The following is a 20183-nucleotide window of genomic DNA, read 5'->3' as shown; positions in this document are numbered from 1 at the left end:
GGGCACGTCCCCGGCTATTGCACCAGCGGCGAGTCGGCCGCAGCGATGCGCACGCCCACCACCTCGGACTGGCCGGCCAGCAGTTGCAGGTACTGGTGGAGCGCGCTCACCCAGGTCTGCTGGTGCAGGGCCTGGGCGACGGCCGGGCGCGCCTGCTGCCAGTCGGGCAGAACGCCCGCCTCGCGCGCGCAGACCTCGACCACGTGCAGGCCGAAGCGGCTGTGCACCAGGCGCGGCAGCACGCCGATTTCCTGGGAGGCAAAGACATCGCGCGCGAATTCGGGTGCGCAGTCGCTGCGGCCCAGCCAGCCCAGTTCGCCGCCATGCTGGCCGCTGGGGCAGTTGGACCATTGGCGCGCGGCCTCGGCAAAGCGCAGGCCGCCGTCGTCGGCGCAGCGCAGCTCGATCAGCAGGGCCTCGGCCCGCTGGGTGAGGGCGCGCACGTCCACGCCGGGCGTGACGGCAAACAGCACGTGGCGCAGGCGCACGCGCTCGCCCTGGGCGAAGCGCGCGGGGTTGGCATCGAAGTGGCGGCGGCAGGCGTCCTCGCCGGGCTCGGGCAGGTGCAGCGATTGCTCCAGCAGCTGCTCTATGGCCTGGGAGGCGCGCTCGCTGATGACGCCGTCGTCGCCGGCCGCATCATCGGCGCCCAGCAGGCCTTCGCGCTGGGCCGCCTGGCGCAGCAGCTCGGTGCAGGCGCGCTGGCGCAGTTCGCGCTCGGGCGGGCGCTGTCCGGGTGCGTGCAGCGGCGTGTTGTTGATGCGGGCCACCTCGGCACCGGCCTCGCCCACGGGCTGGAAGGCCGGCACTTCGGGAATCGCCGGGAGATCCCCCATCGGGGCAGAAGAAGTAGAAGAAGTAGAAGAAGTAGAAGAAGTAGAAGAAGAAGAAGGGGTTGAAGACGCGCAGCCGCAGTGGCCGCCGCCCGATCCGTTGCATCCATGTTCCATGTCGATCTCCTCAATGGCCGGGCTTGGCGTCACGGCGTGCCGCTGATGCGGGCAGGCCCAGGCGGCGCGAGCGCACCAGCTGGTAGGGGCGCAGCAGGTAGACCAGGGTGCCGAAGCCGCTCCAGACGTGGACCAGGCGCGTGAAGGGGAAGACCAGGAAGATGCTCATGCCCAGGAACATGTGGGCCTTGAACACCCAGCCGGCATCGGCCAGCAGTTGGGCCGCGCCGCCACGGAAGGTGACGATGCGCTGCGCCCATTCGGCCAGGGCCATCATCATGGAGCCGTCCATGTGCTTTGCCGACAGCGGGATGGTGGCCAGACCCAGCAGCAGCTGCAGCCACAGCAGCCAGAGGATGGCGATGTCGCTGAACCTGGAGTTGGCGCGGATGCGCACGTCCGACAGCCGGCGGTGCAGCAAGATGGTGAGGCCGATGAAGCCCAGCGTGCCCGCGATGCCGCCGCTGACCATGGCCAGCAGCTGCTTGGCGCCTGCGGCCATGAAGGGCTCGTAGACGAAGTGCGGCGTGAGCATGCCCACGGTGTGGCCGAAGAACAGGAACAGCACGCCGATGTGGAACAGGTTGCTGCCCCAGCGCAGGCTGCCGCTGCGCAGCAGCTGCGATGAATCGCTCTTCCAGGTGTACTGGTCGCGGTCGAAGCGCAGCCAGCTGCCGATGAAGAACACGGCCAGGCAGATGTAGGGGTAGAGGCCGAAGAGCAGGTGGTCTATCCAGGAGGGGGTCATGTCAGGCTCCTTTGGCGGGGTCCTTGGGCTTGGGGCGCCGCCGTGCGGCGCACGAAATGCACGGGCTGCTCGGCGCCGGGGCGGGATTTGCCCTGGCTGCTGCAGCCGTCGAAGGCGGCGGGTTCGGCCCAGGCCTCGTCCATGGCGGGCTCGGGGCGGATTTCCACGCGCTCGGCCCTGTGGCCGGTGATCTCCAGCACGGCCGCGATCACGCTGGCGTAGGGGCTGTCGCGCCGCGCCAGCGCCGTGAACAGGGCGTTGAGGATGTGGGCCATCTCGCCCAGGAATTCACGGGCGATGGCCGGCGGCTGGGTGGAGGCGAACTCCAGCACCACGGCCAGGTGGTCGGGCAGCTCGTCGGCCTCGAAGGCCAGGCCCGCGCGCTCGTAGGTCTGCTGCAGGTCGATCAGCGCCGGGCCCCGGTCGGCCGAGTCGCCGTGCACATGCTCGAACAGGTGCAGCGAGGTCTGGTGGCCCCGGTCGAAGGTGTCCACGTAGCGGGCCTCGGCCTCGAAGGGGTCCATGGCCTGCAGCTGCTCGGCCAGCTGCTGCAACTCGCGCAGCCGCGCGGGCGCCACGGATTGCTCCAGGCGCAGGGCGTCGATCAGGCCCGGCAGCAGGGCGCGCAGCTCGGCGCCGGGGTAGCCGATGAGGCAGGCCAGCGCGCGCAGCGTCAGGCGCACGGGGGTGGAGGTGTTGTGATTGAACATGGCGGCAGTCCTCACATTTGCGCGCGGATGGGGATGGTGCGCGGCTTCTTGCCGCCGAACAGGCTGGCGTCGGTGCTGCCGTCGGAGCAGCCGTTGCCGAACGAGAAGCCGCAGCCGCCGCGCAAATCGAACGCGCTTTCGGCGTATTCGCGGTGGGCCGAGGGGATGACGAAGCGGTCCTCGTAGTTGGCGATCGCCATGGTCTGGTACATGTCCTCGACCTCGTCCACCGTCAGTCCCGCGTACTGGAGCACGGCCAGGTTCTGTTCCTGGTCCACGTGCTTGCTGCGCTGGTACGCGCGCATGGCCAGCATGCGCTCCAGCGCGCGCACCACGGGCGTGGTGTCGCCGGCGGTGAGCAGGTTGGCCAGGTACTGCACGGGGATGCGCAGCTGCGAGACATCGGGCAGGTCGCCATTGATGGGGCTGCGGCCAACACTGTCGAGATGCCCGGCGTTCGCCGCCGAGGTGATGGGCGACAGCGGCGGCACATACCAGACCATGGGCAGGGTGCGGTACTCGGGGTGCAGCGGCAGGGCCACCTTCCAGTCCACGGCCATCTTGTAGACGGGGCTGGACTGGGCAGCCTCGATCCAGGCGTCGGGGATGCCGTCGATGCGGGCCTGGCGGATGACCTCGGGGTCATTGGGGTCCAGGAAAATGTCGAGCTGCGCCTGGTAGAGGTCGCGGTCGCGCTCCACGCTGGCCGCTTCCTCGATGCGGTCGGCGTCGTACAGCAGCACGCCCAGGTAGCGGATGCGGCCCACGCAGGTTTCGGAGCAGACGGTGGGCTGGCCGGCCTCGATGCGCGGGTAGCAGAAGATGCATTTTTCGGCCTTGCCGCTTTGCCAGTTGTAGTAGATCTTCTTGTAGGGGCAGCCGGAGACGCACATGCGCCAGCCGCGGCACTTGTCCTGGTCGATGAGGACGATGCCGTCCTCCTCGCGCTTGTAGATCGAGCCCGAGGGGCAGGACGCCACGCAGGCCGGGTTCAGGCAGTGCTCGCACAGGCGCGGCAGGTACATCATGAAGGTGTTCTCGAACTGGCCGTAGATGTCCTTCTGGATCTGCTCGAAGTTCACGTCATGGCTGCGCTTGCTGAATTCGCCGCCCAGGATTTCCTCCCAGTTCGGACCCCATTCGATCTTCTCCATGCGCTGGCCCGAGATCAGGCTGCGTGCGCGCGCCGTGGGCGCGGCCTTGCTTTCCCTGGCCGACTGCAGGTGCTCGTAGTCGTAGGTGAAGGGTTCGTAGTAGTCGTCGATCTGGGGCAGGTTGGGGTTGGCGAAGATGCGCATCAACAGGCTCCACTTGCCACCCTGGCGGGGCGCGATGGAGCCGTCCGTGCGGCGCATCCAGCCGCCGTTCCACTTGGCCTGGTTTTCCCACTCGCGCGGGTAGCCGATGCCGGGCTTGGTCTCGACGTTGTTGAACCAGGCGTATTCGACGCCCGGGCGGCTGGTCCAGACGTTCTTGCAGGTGACGGAGCAGGTGTGGCAGCCGATGCACTTGTCCAGGTTCAGCACCATGCCGATCTGTGCGCGGATTTTCATCGTGTTTCTCCTTGTTGTTCAGGCATGGGCGGCTGCGCCCGCCTCGGCTTCGTCGTCAAGCCAATCTATGCGGCGCATCTTTCGGACCAGCACGAACTCGTCGCGGTTGGTGCCGATGGTTCCGTAGTAGTTGAAGCCGTAGCTGTACTGCGCGTAGCCGCCGATCATGTGGGTGGGCTTGAGCACGATGCGCGTGACCGAGTTGTGGATGCCGCCGCGCGTGCCGGTGATCTCCGAGCCCGGCGTGTTGATGGTCTTCTCCTGCGCGTGGTACATCATCACCATGCCCGGCTTAACGCGCTGGCTGACCACGGCCCGCGCCGCGATGGCGCCGTTGGCGTTGTACAGCTCCACCCAGTCGTTGTCGGCGATGCCGGCGCTCTTGGCGTCGTCCTCGCTGAGCCAGACGATGGGGCCGCCACGCGCCAGCGTGAGCATCATCAGGTTGTCGCCATAGGTGGAGTGGATGCCCCACTTCTGGTGCGGCGTGATGAAGTTCAGCGCGATCTCGGGGTGGCCGTTGGGCTTTTGGCCCTGCACTTCCTGCAGCGCCTTCATGTGCACGGGCGGGCGGTAGCTGACGAAGCCTTCGCCGAAGTCGCGCATCCACGGATGGTCCTGGTAGAACTGCTGGCGGCCGGTGAGGGTGCGCCATGGGATCAGCTCATGCACGTTGGTGTAGCAGGCGTTGTAGCTGACCTTCTCGCTTTCCAGGCCCGACCAGGTGGGCGAGCTGATGATCTTGCGCGGCTGGGCCTGGATGTCGCGAAAGCGGATCTTCTCGTCCTCGCGGTGCAGGGCCAGGTGGGCGTGCTCGCGCCCCGTCTGCTTCGACAGCGCCTCCCAGGCCTTGACGGCCACGTGGCCGTTGGTCTCGGGCGCCAGCATCATCACCACCTCGGTGGCGTCGATGTCGGTGACGATGCGCGGGCGGCCCTGGCTCACGCCTTCCTCGCGCACCAGGCCGTTGAGCTCGCCCAGCTGCTCCACCTCGGTCTCGGTGTTCCAGCCGATGCCCTTGCCGCCGTTGCCCAGCCTGTCCATCAGCGGGCCCAGGGCCGTGAAGCGCTTGTAGAGGTTGGGATAGTCGCGCTCGACCACGGCAATCTGCGGCGCGGTCTTGCCGGGGATCAGGGCGCACTCGCCCTTCTTCCAGTCGCGCACGCCATCGGGCTGGGCCAGCTCGGCGGGGGTGTCGTGCATCAGCGGCGTCAGCACCACGTCCTTTTCCACGCCCAGGTGGCCCACGCAGACCTCGCTGAAGGACTTGGCGAAACCCTTGTAGATCTCCCAGTCGCTCCTGGCCTGCCAGGCCGGGTCCACGGCCGCCGACAGCGGATGGATGAAGGGGTGCATGTCGCTGGTGTTGAGGTCGTTCTTCTCATACCAGGTGGCCGTGGGCAGGACGATGTCCGAGTACAGGCAGGTGGTGCTCATGCGGAAGTCCAGCGTGACCAGCAGGTCCAGCTTGCCTTCGGGCGCCTTGTCGTGCCAGCGCACTTCCTGCGGCTTGGCTTCATCGTGGCCCAGGTCTTTTCCTTGCACGCCGTGCGTGGTGCCCAGCAGGTGCTTGAGGAAGTACTCGTGGCCCTTGCCCGAGCTGCCCAGGATGTTGGAGCGCCACACGAACATGTTGCGCGGCCAGTTGGCCGGGTGGTCGGGGTCCTCGCAGCTCATGGACAGCGAGCCGTCCTGCAGGGACTGCACCACGTGGTCCTTCACGTCCAGGCCCTGGGCCTGGGCGTCGCGCACCAGCTGCAGCGGGTTGGCCTGCAGCTGCGGTGCGCTGGGCAGCCAGCCCATGCGCTCGGCGCGCACGTTGTAGTCGATCATGGCGCCGCCGTACTGGCTGCGGTCGGCCAGCGGGGACAGCACCTCTTCCACGCCCAGCTTCTCGTAGCGCCACTGGTCGGTGTGGGCGTAGAAGAAGCTGGTGGAGTTCATCTGGCGCGGCGGGCGCAGCCAGTCCAGCGCAAAGGCCAGCGCGGTCCAGCCGGTCTGCGGGCGCAGCTTTTCCTGGCCCACGTAGTGCGCCCAGCCGCCGCCGCTCTGGCCTATGCAGCCGCACAGCATCAGCATGTTGATGATGCCGCGGTAGTTCATGTCGCAGTGGTACCAGTGGTTCATGGCCGCGCCGATGATGACCATGGACTTGCCGCGCGTCTTCTCGGCGTTGTCGGCGAACTGGCGCGCAATGGCGATCACCTGGTCACGCGGCACGCCGGTGATCTTTTCCTGCCAGGCCGGGGTGTAGGGCGCATCGGCGTCATAGCCACCATCAGCGCCCTCGCGTTCCAGACCGCGGTGGATGCCGTAGTTGCCCGCCAGCAGGTCGAACACGGTGGCCACGATGGCCTCCTCGCCGTCCAGCACCATGCGCGAGACGGGCACGCGGCGCAGCAGCACATCCGTGCCCTGCTCGTTGGCATCAAAGCCCGGCGACTGCAGGCCGCCGAAGTAGGGGAAGGCCACGTCGGCCACTTCACTGTCCACGCCCTGGCCGTCCAGCACCGAGAGCTTGAGCTGCACGTCGTTGCCCGTGCGCGCCTCCTTGGATTCGAGGTTCCACAGGCCCTCGTCGGCACGGCCGGCCTCGCCCCAGCGAAAGCCGATGGAGCCGTTGGGCAGGGCCACGCCGCCGTCCTCGCCGTAGGCCACGGTCTTCCATTCGGGGTTGCTGTCCTGGCCCAGGTGGCCGTCGAAGTCGCTGGCGCGCACATAGCGCTCGGGCACCAGGGCCGTGCGGCCGTCGGGCAGTTGCTGGCGCTTGAGGCGGATCAGCAGCGGCAGGTCGGTGTAGCGGCGCGCATAGTCCTCGAAATAGGCCGGGCGGCCGCGCTCGCCGAAGTAGAACTCCTTGAGGATGACGTGGCCCATGGCCATGGCCACGGCCGCGTCCGTGCCCTGCTTGGGGTGCATCCACAGGTCGGCCAGCTTGGCGACCTCGGAGTAGTCGGGCGTGACGGCCACGACCTTGGCGCCCTTGTAGCGGACCTCGGTGAAGAAGTGGGCGTCGGGGGTGCGCGTCTGGGGCACGTTGGAGCCCCAGGCGATGATGAAGTTGGAGTTGTACCAGTCCGCGCTCTCCGGCACGTCGGTCTGCTCGCCCCAGGTCTGGGGGCTGGCCGGCGGCAGGTCGCAGTACCAGTCGTAGAAGCTCATGCACACGCCGCCGATCAGGCTCAGGTAGCGGCTGCCTGCGGCATACGAGATCATGGACATGGCCGGAATCGGCGAGAAGCCGATGATGCGGTCCGGCCCGTGCTTCTTGATGGTGTAGACGTTGGCCGCCGCGATCATGCGGTTGACCTCGTCCCAACTGCTGCGCACGAAGCCGCCCAGGCCGCGCTGCTTTTGCCACTCGCTGCGCGCATCCGCGTTCTCGACGATGGCGGCCCAGGCATCGACCGGGCTCCTGGCCACGGCCAGTGCAGCGCGCCAGTGCTTGAGCAGCCGGCCGCGCACCATGGGGTATTTGACGCGGTTGGCGCTGTACAGGTACCAGCTGTAGCTGGCGCCGCGCGCGCAGCCGCGCGGCTCGTGGTTGGGCAGGTCGGCGCGCGTGCGCGGGTAGTCGGTCTGCTGGGTCTCCCAGGTCACGATGCCGCCCTTGACGTAGATCTTCCACGAGCACGAGCCCGTGCAGTTCACGCCGTGCGTGGAGCGCACCACCTTGTCATGCGCCCAGCGGTCGCGGTAGGCGTCTTCCCAGGTGCGGTCCTCGCCCGTCACCTGGCCATGGCCGTTGGAGAATTCCTGCCGGGGCAGGGAGAAGTAGGAAAGCTTGTCCAGAAAATGGCTCATCGCGGGACTCCTTGTTGTTCGTTGCGGTGCGTTGCTGTTCGGTGCATTGGTGCCTGCGGCCCGGGGCTCAGCAGGGCATCTCGGCGTTCCTGCGCGCGTAGTACCACCAGGTCACGCCCACGCACAGCACATAGAAGGCGGCAAACACCCACAGCGCCAGTTCGGGCCCGCCCGTGGCGGCGATGGAGCTGCCGTAGCTCTTGGGGATGAAGAAGCCGCCGTAGGCTCCCAGCGCGCCCGCAAAGCCCAGGGCGGCCGCGCCTTCGGTATTGCCCTCCTTGAGGGCATGGGCCTGCGCTTGCTCGCTGGGATGGGCGCCGAGCTCGCGCTGCTTGAGGGCCAGGAAAATTGCCGGGATCATGCTGAAGGTCGATCCGTTGCCGATGCCCGTGGTCAGGAACAGCACCAGGAACATCAGGAAGAAGCCCATGAAGCTGCCCTCGGCAGGGCCGAAGCCCAGCGCGTAGCCGCCGCTGCCCTTGGGCAGGAAATACAGCACGCCCACCACGGCCACGGCCATGACGAGGAAGTTCCAGAACGTCACGCGCGCGCCGCCCGCCTTGTCGGCCAGCCAGCCGCCAAAGGGCCGCGACAGCGCGCCCAGCAGCGGGCCCAGCCAGGCATAGGCCAGCGGATTGACCGCCGGGAACTGGCTCTTGATCAGCAGTGGAAAGCCGGCGGCAAAGCCGATGAACGAGCCGAAGGTGCCCAGGTACAGCAGGCACATCACCCAGTTGTGCTTGCGCCGGAAGATGGCGGCCTGGGCCGCGAAGCTGGCCTTGGCGTCGGCGATGTCGTTCATGCCGAACCAGGCGGCCAGCGAGGCGATGGCGATCCACGGCACCCAGATGAAGGCCGCGTTCTGCGCCCAGACCCGGGTGGTCTCGCCGGCCTTGGTGATGGTCTGCGCATCGCCGCCGAAGACGCCGAAGATGCCGGCCGTGATCACCAGCGGGCTCAGGAACTGCACCACCGACACGCCCAGGTTGCCCAGGCCCGCGTTCACGCCCAGGGCCGAGCCCTTGCGCTCCTTGGGAAAGAAGAAGCTGATGTTGGCCATGCTGGAGCTGAAGTTGCCCCCGCCCAGGCCGCACAGCAGGGCCAGGATCAGCATGGTCGGATAGCCGGTGCTGGCGTCCTGCACGGCGTAGCCGATGCCGATGGCCGGGATCAGCAGCGAGGCCGTGGACAGCGCCGTCCACCGGCGCCCGCCCATCAGCGGCACCATGAAGGAATAGAAGATGCGCAGCGTGGCGCCCGACAGCGCGGGCGCCGCCGCCAGCCAGAACAGCTGGTTGGTGGAGTAGGTGAAGCCCAGCGCGGGCAGGTTCACGGCCACCACGCTCCAGACCTGCCAGATGGCAAAGGCCAGGAACAGGGCGGGCACCGAGATCCAGAGGTTGATCCTGGCGATGGCCTCGCCCTCGCGCTCCCAGAACTGCCTGTCCTCGGGGCGCCAGAGGGTCAGCACGCTGCCGGGGCGGCTGCGCGCGGATGCCTTTGCGGCGGTCTTGGTGTTCGCATGCATGTGCAACTCCTGCGGTTCAGCGCGCGGCCGGCTGCACATCGCTGTGGCCGCCGTGGCTGTTGAGCACGTCGGTGCGGCGCACCTCGGTGAAATACATCCAGATCAGCGACACCCAGACCACGCCGTACAGCAGCATGAAGGCGCTGGAGCGGATGCCCGTCCAGTCCAGCAGCACGCCGAACAGGATGGGCAGGATGAAGCCGCCCATGCCGCCGGCCAGGCCCACGATGCCGCTGATGGCGCCGATGTTTCCGGGGTAGTCGTCGCTGATGTACTTGAAGACGCTGGCCTTGCCGAAGGCCATGGCAATGCCCAGCACGAACATCAGCGCGGTGAAGGCATAGACGTTCAGACCCAGGTGAAAGCGGGTGCTGCCCTCGGTGGTGAGCACCGTGAAATCCGTCTGCGGATAGGACAGCAGGAACAGGCAGATCCAGCACACCCACAGCACCCACCAGGTCACGCTGTGTGCGCCGTACTTGTCCGACAGCCAGCCGCCGATGGCGCGCAGCACGCCTCCCGGCAGCGAAAAGCAGGCCGCCAGCAGGGCCGCCACGCGGATGTCCAGGCCGTACTCGCCCACGTAGTACTGCACCATCCACAGGCTCAGCGCCACATAGCCGCCGAAGACGATGCTGTAGTACTGGCAGTACTTGAGCACGCGCGGGTCCTTGAGCGCCTTCAACTGGTCGCTGAAGCGCACGTTGCTGGGCACCAGGTGGGCCGGGTCGCTGTGGCTGAACAGCCAGAACAGCACCAGCGCGCCCAGCATGATGGCCGCATAGGCATGCGGCACGGCGGCCCAGCCGAAGGCCACCAGGATCACCGGCGCCACGAACTTGTTGACCGCCGCGCCCGAGTTGCCCGCGCCATAGATGCCCATGGCCATGCCCTGGCGCTCCTTGGGAAACCAGCGCGCCACATAGGGCGTGCCCACCGAGAACGAGCCGCCCGCCAGGCCCACGAACAGGCCGATGGTCAGGAAGTGCCAGTACTCGGTGGCATAGCCCATCACCCAGATCGCGGGCACGGTGACGGCCATCAGCACCGCCATCACGATGCGCCCGCCGAAGCGGTCGGTCCAGATGCCCAGCGGCACGCGCACCAGCGAGCCCGTGAGCACGGGCATGGCCGTGAGCAGGCCGAACTGCGTGGCGTTCAGATCCAGCATCTTCTTGATGGGGATGCCGATGATGCCGAACATCATCCAGACCATGAAGCAGACCGTGAAGGCCAGGGTGCTGACGGCCAGGACCGACCAGGCCTGGCGGTCGTGGCGTGTGCCTGTGCTGGTGCTCTTTCGGGGGTCGCCCTGTGCGGTGGGCGCTGTGTTTGCCATTTTGTTTTCCTCGTGGGGGCTATGGCATCCATGGTCCCGCGCGAGGGCCGCGCCGCACATCCGCCAGCCGTACGCTCGGACAAGGCGGAAGAACTAGGAGCGCGCAGGCGGGCCTAGTTCCAAAGAACTATCGGGGACAAAAAGGCTTGACGCAGATCAGGAGCGGCGGCCGAAGACCGATTTCGGGCTGCGCCCATAGAACCGCGTGAACGCGGCACTGAAGTTCGACGGATGGGCATAGCCCACCTGCCAGCCGGCCTGGGCGACCTGGCAGCCGGTCTCCAGCAACGCCCAGGCGCGGCGCATGCGCAGCTCCAGCAGCAGGGCCTGGGGCGTGGTGCCGAAGACGGCGCGAAAGCCCTGCTTGAGCCGGTGCTCGCCCAGGCCCACGGCGGCGCTCAGGTAGGCCATGGTCAGCGCTCGGTCCATCTGGGTGGACAGCAGTCCGCGCGCCTGCTCCAGCCGGGCCAGTTCGTCTGCCGACCAGCGCAGTGCCGCCTTGGCCGGCTGCGGCGCAGGCGCCAGGTGCCGCAGCTCCAGCGCGGCCAGGCTCAGCATGGCGATGTGGCGGTCCAGCGCATCGGTGGGCTGGTGCCCGGGCGGCTGGGCCAGGCGCCGCGCCAGCGCCAGGCTGGCCGGCAGGCTGGCACGGTGGTCCAGCGCCCGCACACCGGCCGCGCCGTCCACCTGGGTCAGCCGCCGCGAAAGCTCGGCCCCCAGGTAGCGGTCCAGCGCCGAGCCCGACAGCAGCAGGCGCAGCTGGCGCACGGTCTGGCCTGCCGCATAGCGGCGCTCGCCCTGGCTGCCGCGAAAGGCTGCCAGCGTGGTCTGCCCCGCGCCGAAGCGCAGCGCCGCACCCGTACGCGCCACAAAGCCCGATTCGCCCGCCAGCCCCAGCGTGATGACCAGGGTGCGGCCCTGGTCCGAGGCATCGGCCTGCACGCTGTCCTCCACCAGGTCGCGCAGCGGGCAGTAGTGCGAGCGCGCCAGCACGATGCCGTCGCCCAGCGTGAAGCGCTCCGCATGGCAGTCGCCCAGCTCGGCGGGCAGGGCATGCCGCGTCCAGCCCGGCGCACAGGGCTGGGGCAAGGCAAGCGAGGAAGGGATGCGGGAGGTCATGGGAGAGGAATGGATGCGCGCTTCGCATAGGAAATGCTCCGGCGCGCATACGTTTTCAAATGATAGCGATTCTCATCTTCCCTAGCATCGGTCTCCAACGAGATTCCCTTTTGGAGAGGACGAGAAAACCATGGCATTCCCCCTTCGCTGGCCGGCCGCGCTGGCCCTGGCCCCCTTCACGGTGGCGGCCCAGGGCCAGGCGCCCGAAGCCACCCTGCCCGAGATCACGGTCACGGTGAACAAGCAGGCCGAGAGCCTGGACGCCGTGCCCGCCAGCGTCTCCGTCTTCGACGGCGCGGCGCTGGAGGCGGCTGGCGTGCGCGGGCTGGACGCGCTGTCCGCCCAGGTGCCGGGCTTTGTGTTCCAGGCCTTCGGCCAGTCGGGCGTGCAGCCGCCCGTGATGCGCGGGCTGACGGCCAACTTCGTGTCGTTCTCCTCGTCCACGCTGCTGCTGGTCGATGGCGTGCCCACGCTGATGGCCCAGGGCTTCGAGCACAACCTGCAGGGCGTGGACCGCGTGGAGGTGCTGCGCGGCCCGCAATCGACCTTGTACGGCCGCAATGCCGAAGCGGGCGTGGTCAGCATCGTCACGCGCCAGCCCGGCGACACGCCCTATGCATCGATCAGCGCCGAGGCCGGCCACCACGGCCAGCGCGCGGGCAGCTTCGAGCTGGGCCGCGCGCTGGTGCCGGGCCAGCTCTACATCGGCCTGTCGGGCGAGTGGCGCGCGCAGGACGGCTTCATTCGCCAGCAGGCGACGGGAGCGCGCGTGGACGACCGCGAGCGCGCCAGCGGCCGCCTGGCCGTGCGCTGGACGCCCACGGCCGAGACCGAGGCCACGCTGCGCTACGCCCAGCAGCGCTGGGACGACGGCGCCGCGCAATGGGGCAGCATTGCCGCGCCGCGCGCCACGGTGAACTCGGGCACGGACAGCTGGAACCGCTCGCGCGGGCAGACGCTGTCGCTCGATGTCTCGCACCGCTTTGCCTCGGGGCTGCGGCTGCGCTCCATCACCGCACGCAATGTCTTCGACGACCGCGTGCTGCAGGACACGGACTTCCAGCGCGCCGACCTGCTCCACGTGCGGCGCGACTACCGCCTGGCCACGACCTCGCAGGAACTGCGCCTGGAAGGCGAGGCCGCAGGCCTGTGGAACGCGCGCTGGCTGGCCGGCCTGTACCTGGACCGCGACGACCATGACCTGCGCTACGAGCAAAAGCTGCCCGCCGCGCTGATGCGGCCCACGGCCGGACTCAAGGGCAGCACGGCGGCGCTGTTCACGCACTGGACCGTCCCGCTGTCCGAGCGCTGGACGCTGGCGGCCGGCGCGCGCGCGGAGCGCAACCGCGTGGAACTGGCCCCCATGGGCGCGGCGGCGCGCAGCGACGACTGGTCGCGCTTGAGCCCCAAGCTCTCGCTGCAATACCAGTGGTCGCCCCAGGGCCAGGTCTACACCAGCCTCAGCGAGGGCTACCGCGCGGGCGGCTTCAACGTGTTCTCTCCGGCCATGGGCTATGCGGCCTACGAGCCAGAGACCGTGCGCGCCTGGGAGATCGGCGCCAAGGGCCGGCTGCTGGGGCAGCGCCTGCGCTATGCGGCCTCGGTCTACACCCAGCAGGTGCGCGACATGCAGGTGCAGCAGATGGGCCTGCCGGGCGTGGTCTACATCACCAATGCGGCGCGGGCGCGCTCCACGGGTGCGGACTTCGAGCTGGACTATGTGTTCGGCGGCGGCTGGCAGCTGCAGACCGCCCTGGGCCTGAACCGCACGCGATTCGGCACGTTCCGCGACGGCGCCGCCGTCTACGACGGCCACCGCAACCCGTTTGCGCCCGACATGACGGCCCATGTGGCGCTGCGCTACGACGCGCCCGGCCGCTGGTGGGCGCAGGCCGCCGTGCAGGGCACGGGCAAGGTCTACCTGGACGCCGCCAACGCCTACCGCCGCCCCGGCTACGGGCTGCTCAACCTGTCGGCCGGCTATGCCCAGGGGTCCTGGGAAATCGCCGCCTACCTGCGCAATGCCGCCAACCGCCGCTACGACGCCGTGGGCTACCTGAATGGTCAGGTCGTGGTCTACAGCCCGCCGCGCGAGTTCGGCGTGCGGCTGACCTGGCGCATGTGACTCCCTTTCGTGAAAAGGACCTTCCGATGAATACACCCCGCCGTGAATCCCCTACCCACACCCCCTCTCACGCCCTGCAACCGCTGTGGGACCTGGCCGCCGCCCAGGTGCAGGCCGAGGCCCTGGTGCTGGCACTCGAATCGGGCGCTCTGGACCGGCTGGCCACGCCCCAGACGCCGGCCGAGCTGGCCCAGGCCCAGGGCTGGAACGAGGCCAATACCTCCCACTGGCTGGAATTGCTGTGGAGCATGGGCCTCCTGCGGCGCGGCCAGCACGAGCCCGTGAGCTACCTGCTGGCCACCGATGCGCTGCGCTACCTGCACAGCGCATCGCCCGAGTCCTGCGGCGCGGCCTGGCTGTTCCGCCTGCGCTCGCTGCGCCACTCCGCCACGCTGCTGCGCGGCCTGGTCGAGCACGGCCCTGCCGGGGACGGCTCGGCCTGCAGCGCCCCCTTGGCCACGGGCAATGCCGAAGGCTGGGCCGCCGCCGCGCGCGCCCAGATCGGCCAGGAGCAGCGCGCCGTCAGCGTGCCTGCCGCGCTGAACCTGCTGCAGCAGGTTGCCGAGGCCGGCGCCGCGCGCCGCATGCTGGACCTGGGCGGCGGCCCCGGCTGGATCGCGCTGGCCCTGCTGCGCCAGCAGCCCGCGCTGCAGGCCAGCGTCTTCGACTGGCCCGAGGCCGTGGCCGTGGCGGCGGACAACGCCCGCCAGTCCCGCCTGTCCGACCGCTTCACCGCCCTGGGCGGCAACCTGGCCACGGACGGCATAGGCAGCGGCTACGACCTGGTCTGGTGCTCGTCCGTGCTGCATTTCGTGCCCGATGCGGCAGCCGTGGTCGCCAAGGTGTTCGACGCGCTGGCGCCCGGCGGCGTCTTCGTCTGCGCCCATGCGGAGGTGGACGACGCGCCCGAATCGGCCCTGCGCACCCTGCCCTACTACCTGCCCATGCGCCTGCTGGGCCGCAGCGTAACCCGGCGCGGCGAGCTGCAGGCGCTGCTGGCGCACGCGGGTTTCGAGCGCATCGAACGCATCGAGTCGCGCGAGTTTCCGATGGCGCCGCTGGCCGTGCTCGTGGCCCGCAAGGCCGCGCCATGAAGGCCGCAGCTCCCCGCCCTGTCTGGCTGCTCCAGGCCCTGTTCGGCTGGCTGCACCTGGCGCTCACGGCGCCCAGCGTCTACCTGTGGCTGGGCCTGCCCCTGGTCATGCGCCAGCATGGCTGGTCGGGCACGGCCATCGGCCTCTTCCAGCTGGCGGGGCTGCCCGCGCTGATCAAGTTCGCGCTGGCCGCGCCCGTGGAAGCGCGCAGCGCGAACGGCCAGCCGCGCTACCGCGCCTGGGCGCTGGCCCTGTGCCTGGCTTATGCGGCCGTGCTGCTGGCCCTGGGCTGGCAGCAGTTGCTGGCCGAGCGCCTGTGGCTGTTCGGCCTGGCCTTCGCGGCCGCGCTGGCCGCCACCTGGGCCGACATTCCCGTCAGCGCCCTGGCCATCCGCCTGCTGCCCGCGTCCGAGCGCATGCGCGCCGGTGGCGTGCGCGCAGCGGCGCTGTCGCTGGGCGCCATCGTGGGCGGCGGGATGATGCTGCTCATGCAGGCGAAATGGGGCTGGCGCGCGCCCTTCCTCTGCCTGGCCGGCGCGCTGGCCCTGGGCGCCCTGCTGCTGGCCTGGGTGGTGCGCCATGAGCCCGGGGAGGCGCCCTCGCCTGTGCTGCTGCCTGCGCCCAAAGCTGGACTGGCCGCCATGGTCCGCGGCTATGGCGCCCAGCCCGGCGCCTGGCGCTGGACCCTGGTGCTGGTCAGCTACTTCCCCTTCATCGGCGCGGCCTGGTTCTACCTGAAGCCGCTGATGTTGGACCACGGCTTCGCGCCCGCCCAGGCCGCCCTGCTGGCCGGCATGGGCGGCGGCGTGGTGGCCGCGCTGGCGGGCGCGGCCTCGCCCCTGCTCACGCGCCGCCTGGGCACCCGGCGCGCCCTGCCCCTGTATGCGGGCTGCAATGTGGCGGCGCTGGCGCTGCTGGCGGCCGTCATCGCAGCCGGCGCCCCGGCCCCGGGCCTGGTCGCGGCCGTGGCCTGCGTGGCAGCAGCCATGGGCGCCTCCTCGGCCTGCGTCTTCGGACTGATGATGCAATTCGCCCGCCCGCGCTGGCAGGCCTTCGACTACGGCCTGCAGGCCAGCCTCTTCGCCGCCAGCCGCATGCTGGTGCCGCTGGCCGCCGGCATGGCACTGGACGCCATGGGCGCGGCAGCCATGCTCACCGGGCTGACGGTGGCGGCCGCGCTGGCCTGGGTGTGGGCGCTGCGGTGTGCGGGGGATGGTTGGGCTTCGGCCACAGCGTAGCCCGCTAATCCCGCTGCCGCTCCGACGCATACACCGCCGCCTGCACGCGCGAGCTCAGGCCCAGCTTGCGCAGGATGTGCTGGACGTGGATCTTGACCGTGGTCTCGGCAATGTCCAGCGTGCGGGCGATTTCCTTGTTGCTGGCGCCTCGGGCGATCTGGACCAGCACCTCTTCCTCGCGCGGGGACAGCGGCGAGGCCGGGGCCTCGTCCGGCTCGGGCGCCTGGGGCTCGGGCGCGCCCTGGGACTGGAAGGCCGCCACCAGCTTGCCCATCATCTCGGGGCTGACCACGGGCTCGCCGCGCGCGGCGCGGCGCAGGGCCTCGGACAGCAGGTCGCCGTCGATGGTCTTGAGCAGATAGCCCTGGGCACCGTTGCGCAGCGCGGCCGCCAGGTCCTGGCCGTCCTCGCTCACGGTGAGCATGACGACGCGGCTGCCGGGCGAGGCCGCGCGCAGGCCTGCGATGGCATCGACGCCCAGCACGCCCGGCAGGTGGTTGTCCAGCAGGATGACCTGGGGCGCCAGCGCGGGCACCAGGCGCAGGGCCTCGCCCGCGTCGCCGGCCTCGCCGACCACGCGCAGGCCTGCGTCCTGGGCGATGAGGGCGATCAGGCCGCGGCGGAACAGCGTGTGGTCGTCGATGACGAAGACGGAGATGGGGCTGGAGAAGGACATGGGGCGGCTTTTTTCTTCCGGGAGCGTGTCACGCGTTCGAGGGGAGGGCCTGCGCCGGCGCGCCGGCCGAGGCCGACGGCGGCAGCTCGATCAGCACGCGCGTGCCCTCGCCGGGGCGGGAGTGGACATGGACCAGCGCCTGGGCCAGCAGGGCGCGCTCGCGCATGATGCCCAGGCCCACATGCAGCGAGTCCGGCGCAACGGTGGCGGGGACGAAGCCGCAGCCGTCGTCGCAGACTTCGAAGCGCCAGGGGTGGCGTCCCACGCGCAGCTCCACATGCCTGGCACCCGCGTGCTTGCGCACGTTGGACAGCGCCTCCTGCACCATGTGCAGCACCTGGATCTGCACGTCGGGCGCCAGCGGCAGGCCCTGGCCCGTCATGCTCAGCGAGGTGGCAATGCCCGTCTGGTGCTCGAACTTGGACAGCGTGGCGCGCAGCGCGGCCTCGATGTCCTCGGCGCTGGTGCGCGTGCGGAAATGCACCAGCAGCTCGCGCACGTCGGCATAGCATTCGCGCACGCCCACTTCCAGCTCGCCCAGGCTGCGGTCGCGCGCCTCGTCGCGGCCCTTGGCCACGGCGTCGCGCAGCAACTGGGTCTGTATCTTGAGAAAGGCCAGCGACTGGGCAATGGAGTCATGCAGCTCGCGCGCGATCAGGCCGCGCTCCTCGGCCACGGCGGCCTCGCGCTCCAGCGCCGTGGCGCGCAGGCTTTCCATGGCGCTGGCCAGGTGGCGCGCCATGGCGGACAGCAGGTCGCGCATGTCGTCCGTGAGCACCACGGTGGAGCGAAAGAACAGGTTGACCTCACCCAGCAGGCGCTGCTGCAGTTGCACGGGGATGCTGACCACGGTCTGGAAGCCGGCCTCGCGGCAGTGCGGCAGCTGCAGGTCGCTGGCCGGCGTGATGGGGATCACGCGCAGCCGCGCCTGCTCGCGCGGCTGGCCGCACAGGCAGGCGCCCGTGTGCAGGCAGTGCTCCTGCACCGACATGGACTGGGGCAGGCCGTCGCCGGCCAGCAGCACGTAGCGCTCGTTGGCCTCGTCGGACCAGCGCACCGTGGCCGCATCGGCCTGGGCCGCCAGGCGGACCTGGCGCACAAAGCCTTCGGCCAGGGACTGCAGGCTGGCGGCCTCCGACGCCTGCACGCTGACCGCGTACAGCGCCTGCAGCTGCTGGTGCTGCACGTTGAGGCTGGCGGTCTTCTCGCGCACCTTGTCCTCCAGCTCGGCGTGCGAGCTTTGCAGCGACTGGGCCATGAGGTTGAAGCCTGCGGCCAGCTGGCCGAACTCGTCGTCCACCTCCACGCTCATGCGCGTGTCCAGGTGTCCGCGGCGCATGCGCTCCAGCGCCGAGCGCAGCTGGCCCACGGGATGCAGCACCAGCCAGTAGCTGGTGGCCATGAAACTCACGGCCGCGATGATGGCCAGCGCCATCAGACACATCTGAAACAGGTGCAGGATGGCCGTCCAGCGCGAGAGCCGGTCCTCGATGGCCTCGACAAAGTCGTCCACCTCGCGCACGAAGGCGTCGGCGCTGCCCATGATGGCCTGCGCATCGACATGGTCCTCGGCCTGCCACTGCGTGCGCAGCGCACTCCAGTCGCCGCGTATGCGCTCGTAGCGCGCGCTGACCGCATCGCTCCAGGGCACGAACAGCGGCCGCGACATGTCGCCGCTGCGCAGCAGGTCCAGGCTGGCGTCGAACTGTCGTGCGCGCTCCTGCCACTGCGCAGGCGCCTCGTTCTGGCGCGCCATGGCCATGCGCACCATGCTCATGCGCAGCCGCCCGGCCTCGTTCACCGCCGCCGCGCCGCCTTCCAGCTGCCAGGCCACCCACAGCGTGAAACCAATGGAGGCCACGGCCGCGAGCAGGCAGGCTGCGCCCATGAGCAGCAGCTTGGTCGAAAGCGAGGGCTTGCCATGCATGGTTGCACTGTAGCCACGGCACATTTGCGCGTCTTGACCTGAATCAAGCGCCACCCGTTTGCGCCGTGCCCCGCCCCGATTCCTAGGATCCTTTCAACTGCCCCCAATGCCCACAGGGCCTATGGCGTCCCCGGGCGAGGCCAGTGTTTAGCATGGGGCCATGCAAGTCCGCTCCATCCCCCGCCCCTTCATCCGCACCCCGCGCCTTGCCGGCCTGGCTGCGGCCGCATTGCTGGCGGCAGCCCTTGCCGGCTGCGCCAGCTCCTCCGCCCCGGCGCGGGACTGGACGCAGCAGTTGCAGCGCTGGTCCGACGCGCCCATCGTGCTGCTGGGCGAGCAGCACGATGCGGTCGCCCACCAGGCCTGGCAGCAGGCCACGGTGGAGCAGTTGGCAAAACAGGAGCGCCTGGCCGCGCTGGTGATCGAGATGGCGCCGCGCACGGGCTCCACGGCCAGCCTGGCACGCGATGCCTCCGAGGACGCGGTGCAGCAGGCCCTGCAATGGCAGGACGCGGCCTGGCCCTGGCCGCGCTACCGCGGCGTGGTCATGGCCGCCGTGCGCGCGGGCGTGCCCGTGCTGGGCGGCAACCTGCCGCGCGCCGACATGAAGCAGGCCATGCGCAACGAGAACCTGGACACCCACCTGCCGCCCGAGGGCTGGCAGCGCCAGCTCGACGCCATCCGCGAAGGCCACTGCGGCCTGCTGCCCGACACCCAGCTGGCGCCCATGGCCCGCATCCAGCTGGCCCGCGATGCCAGCATGGCCGAGGTGGCCAGGGCCGCTGTCAAGCCCGGCAAGACCGTGCTGCTGGTGGCCGGACGCGGCCACGTGCTGCGCGGCGTGGGCATTCCCACCTGGCTGCCCGAGGCCGCAGGCGCCAAGGTGGCCGTGGCGCAGGCGGGGGAGACATCGGTGGCGCAGGCCTCGGATGTGGATTGGCTGCAGAAGACGGATGCCCTGCCGGCCAAGGACCACTGCGCCGAGCTGCGGGAGAAGTTCAGGAATCCGCCGGCGCCGCGGGCCGATGCGAGCTGAAGCCCGCTGATTCCTGAAGAGGTTGCGGCCGGCCTTGCGACCGGCCGGTCAAGCCTGTGGCGGCACAGGCGCAGGAAATCAGCGGTAGAAAGCTTCCACGGCGCCCTTGAGCTTGATCAGCAGGGGCTTTCCCTTGCGGTCCACCGTCTTGCCGGCCGGCACCTTGATCCATCCCTCGCTCACGCAGTACTCCTCCACATCGAAGCGCTCGTTGCCGTTGAAGCGGATGCCGATGTCGTGCTCGAACACGGCGGCCACATGGTGCGGGCTGCGCGGGTCGATGGACAGGTGGTCGGGCAGTGCGGGGCGATCGGCGGGTGCGTTGGCGTCGGTCAT

Annotated in this window: 15 protein-coding genes; 4 read left to right on the top strand and 11 right to left on the bottom strand. The window is 69.7% G+C overall.

Annotated elements, in window-relative coordinates; genetic code table 11:
- Positions 1–14: 14 nt before the first annotated feature.
- The 8 genes from LGR64_RS23360 to LGR64_RS23325 form a co-directional block, all read right to left on the bottom strand.
- Positions 15–836 (bottom strand): peptidylprolyl isomerase, encoded by an 822-nt coding sequence (locus LGR64_RS23360; protein WP_017405246.1) that lies wholly within the window; start codon positions 834–836, stop codon positions 15–17.
- 124 nt (positions 837–960) lie between these two features.
- A complete protein-coding gene (gene narI, locus LGR64_RS23355; RefSeq protein ID WP_043820328.1) occupies positions 961–1698 on the bottom strand; it encodes a respiratory nitrate reductase subunit gamma in 738 nt (245 codons plus the stop codon).
- Positions 1695–2408 carry a nitrate reductase molybdenum cofactor assembly chaperone gene (narJ, locus tag LGR64_RS23350; RefSeq protein WP_047326399.1) on the bottom strand — a complete coding sequence of 238 codons (714 nt, stop codon included), beginning with the start codon at positions 2406–2408 and terminating at the stop codon, positions 1695–1697. Before narJ ends, narI begins: the two co-directional genes overlap by 4 nt.
- An 11-nt stretch (positions 2409–2419) precedes the next feature.
- Positions 2420–3961, bottom strand: a complete 1542-nt coding sequence (gene narH, locus LGR64_RS23345; protein ID WP_012203041.1) for a nitrate reductase subunit beta — start codon at positions 3959–3961, stop codon at positions 2420–2422.
- A gap of 18 nt (positions 3962–3979) precedes the next feature.
- Positions 3980–7765, bottom strand: a complete 3786-nt coding sequence (locus LGR64_RS23340; RefSeq protein ID WP_230357102.1) for a nitrate reductase subunit alpha — start codon at positions 7763–7765, stop codon at positions 3980–3982.
- Positions 7766–7832: 67 nt separating this feature from the next.
- Positions 7833–9293 carry an MFS transporter gene (locus tag LGR64_RS23335; protein ID WP_012203039.1) on the bottom strand — a complete coding sequence of 487 codons (1461 nt, stop codon included), beginning with the start codon at positions 9291–9293 and terminating at the stop codon, positions 7833–7835.
- A gap of 16 nt (positions 9294–9309) precedes the next feature.
- A complete protein-coding gene (locus tag LGR64_RS23330; RefSeq protein WP_012203038.1) occupies positions 9310–10632 on the bottom strand; it encodes an MFS transporter in 1323 nt (440 codons plus the stop codon).
- Between the two features lie 156 nt (positions 10633–10788).
- Positions 10789–11751 (bottom strand): helix-turn-helix transcriptional regulator, encoded by a 963-nt coding sequence (locus tag LGR64_RS23325; protein ID WP_230357099.1) that lies wholly within the window; start codon positions 11749–11751, stop codon positions 10789–10791.
- 130 nt (positions 11752–11881) lie between these two features.
- Between LGR64_RS23325 and LGR64_RS23320 the strand changes: the two genes are divergently transcribed.
- From LGR64_RS23320 to LGR64_RS23310, 3 genes are read left to right on the top strand one after another with little or no spacing between them, the layout of a single operon-like run.
- Positions 11882–13876 (top strand): TonB-dependent receptor, encoded by a 1995-nt coding sequence (locus LGR64_RS23320; protein ID WP_230357098.1) that lies wholly within the window; start codon positions 11882–11884, stop codon positions 13874–13876.
- Between the two features lie 26 nt (positions 13877–13902).
- Complete coding sequence (locus LGR64_RS23315; protein WP_230357096.1) at positions 13903–14970, top strand: class I SAM-dependent methyltransferase; 1068 nt, start codon at positions 13903–13905, stop codon at positions 14968–14970.
- On the top strand, positions 14967–16208 hold the full coding sequence (locus LGR64_RS23310; RefSeq protein WP_230357094.1) for an MFS transporter: 1242 nt from the start codon (positions 14967–14969) through the stop codon (positions 16206–16208). Before LGR64_RS23315 ends, LGR64_RS23310 begins: the two co-directional genes overlap by 4 nt.
- Positions 16209–16212: 4 nt before the next feature.
- On the opposite strand, the gene LGR64_RS23305 is transcribed toward LGR64_RS23310, so the two are convergent.
- Entirely contained in the window at positions 16213–16884 is a 672-nt protein-coding gene (locus LGR64_RS23305) for a response regulator (RefSeq protein WP_012203037.1), read from the bottom strand.
- Positions 16885–16912: 28 nt separating this feature from the next.
- Entirely contained in the window at positions 16913–18811 is a 1899-nt protein-coding gene (locus tag LGR64_RS23300; protein ID WP_230357092.1) for a type IV pili methyl-accepting chemotaxis transducer N-terminal domain-containing protein, read from the bottom strand.
- A 160-nt stretch (positions 18812–18971) separates the two neighbouring features.
- On the opposite strand from LGR64_RS23300, the gene LGR64_RS23295 reads away from it, so the two are divergent.
- Complete coding sequence (locus LGR64_RS23295; RefSeq protein WP_141830620.1) at positions 18972–19847, top strand: ChaN family lipoprotein; 876 nt, start codon at positions 18972–18974, stop codon at positions 19845–19847.
- 78 nt (positions 19848–19925) lie between these two features.
- Here LGR64_RS23295 and LGR64_RS23290 read toward each other — a convergent pair whose 3' ends face one another.
- The gene (locus LGR64_RS23290) at positions 19926–20183 is read right to left on the bottom strand and encodes a DUF3297 family protein (protein WP_013804396.1); all 258 of its coding nucleotides are present in this window, start codon (positions 20181–20183) and stop codon (positions 19926–19928) included.

The organism is Delftia sp. Lp-1 (assembly GCF_020523835.1).
Classification (GTDB): domain Bacteria; phylum Pseudomonadota; class Gammaproteobacteria; order Burkholderiales; family Burkholderiaceae_C; genus Comamonas; species Comamonas acidovorans.
This window is presented reverse-complemented; position numbering and strand designations above follow the sequence as displayed.

Bases quoted from the DNA above. Each gene is read 5' to 3' on its own strand.
- LGR64_RS23360 (WP_017405246.1), bottom strand. From the start codon at position 836: ATGGGGGATCTCCCGGCGATTCCCGAAGTGCCGGCCTTCCAGCCCGTG.
- narI (WP_043820328.1), bottom strand. From the start codon at position 1,698: ATGACCCCCTCCTGGATAGACCACCTGCTCTTCGGCCTCTACCCCTAC.
- narJ (WP_047326399.1), bottom strand. From the start codon at position 2,408: ATGTTCAATCACAACACCTCCACCCCCGTGCGCCTGACGCTGCGCGCG.
- narH (WP_012203041.1), bottom strand. From the start codon at position 3,961: ATGAAAATCCGCGCACAGATCGGCATGGTGCTGAACCTGGACAAGTGC.
- LGR64_RS23340 (WP_230357102.1), bottom strand. From the start codon at position 7,765: ATGAGCCATTTTCTGGACAAGCTTTCCTACTTCTCCCTGCCCCGGCAG.
- LGR64_RS23335 (WP_012203039.1), bottom strand. From the start codon at position 9,293: ATGCATGCGAACACCAAGACCGCCGCAAAGGCATCCGCGCGCAGCCGC.
- LGR64_RS23330 (WP_012203038.1), bottom strand. From the start codon at position 10,632: ATGGCAAACACAGCGCCCACCGCACAGGGCGACCCCCGAAAGAGCACC.
- LGR64_RS23325 (WP_230357099.1), bottom strand. From the start codon at position 11,751: ATGACCTCCCGCATCCCTTCCTCGCTTGCCTTGCCCCAGCCCTGTGCG.
- LGR64_RS23320 (WP_230357098.1), top strand. From the start codon at position 11,882: ATGGCATTCCCCCTTCGCTGGCCGGCCGCGCTGGCCCTGGCCCCCTTC.
- LGR64_RS23315 (WP_230357096.1), top strand. From the start codon at position 13,903: ATGAATACACCCCGCCGTGAATCCCCTACCCACACCCCCTCTCACGCC.
- LGR64_RS23310 (WP_230357094.1), top strand. From the start codon at position 14,967: ATGAAGGCCGCAGCTCCCCGCCCTGTCTGGCTGCTCCAGGCCCTGTTC.
- LGR64_RS23305 (WP_012203037.1), bottom strand. From the start codon at position 16,884: ATGTCCTTCTCCAGCCCCATCTCCGTCTTCGTCATCGACGACCACACG.
- LGR64_RS23300 (WP_230357092.1), bottom strand. From the start codon at position 18,811: ATGCATGGCAAGCCCTCGCTTTCGACCAAGCTGCTGCTCATGGGCGCA.
- LGR64_RS23295 (WP_141830620.1), top strand. From the start codon at position 18,972: ATGCAAGTCCGCTCCATCCCCCGCCCCTTCATCCGCACCCCGCGCCTT.
- LGR64_RS23290 (WP_013804396.1), bottom strand. From the start codon at position 20,183: ATGACCGACGCCAACGCACCCGCCGATCGCCCCGCACTGCCCGACCAC.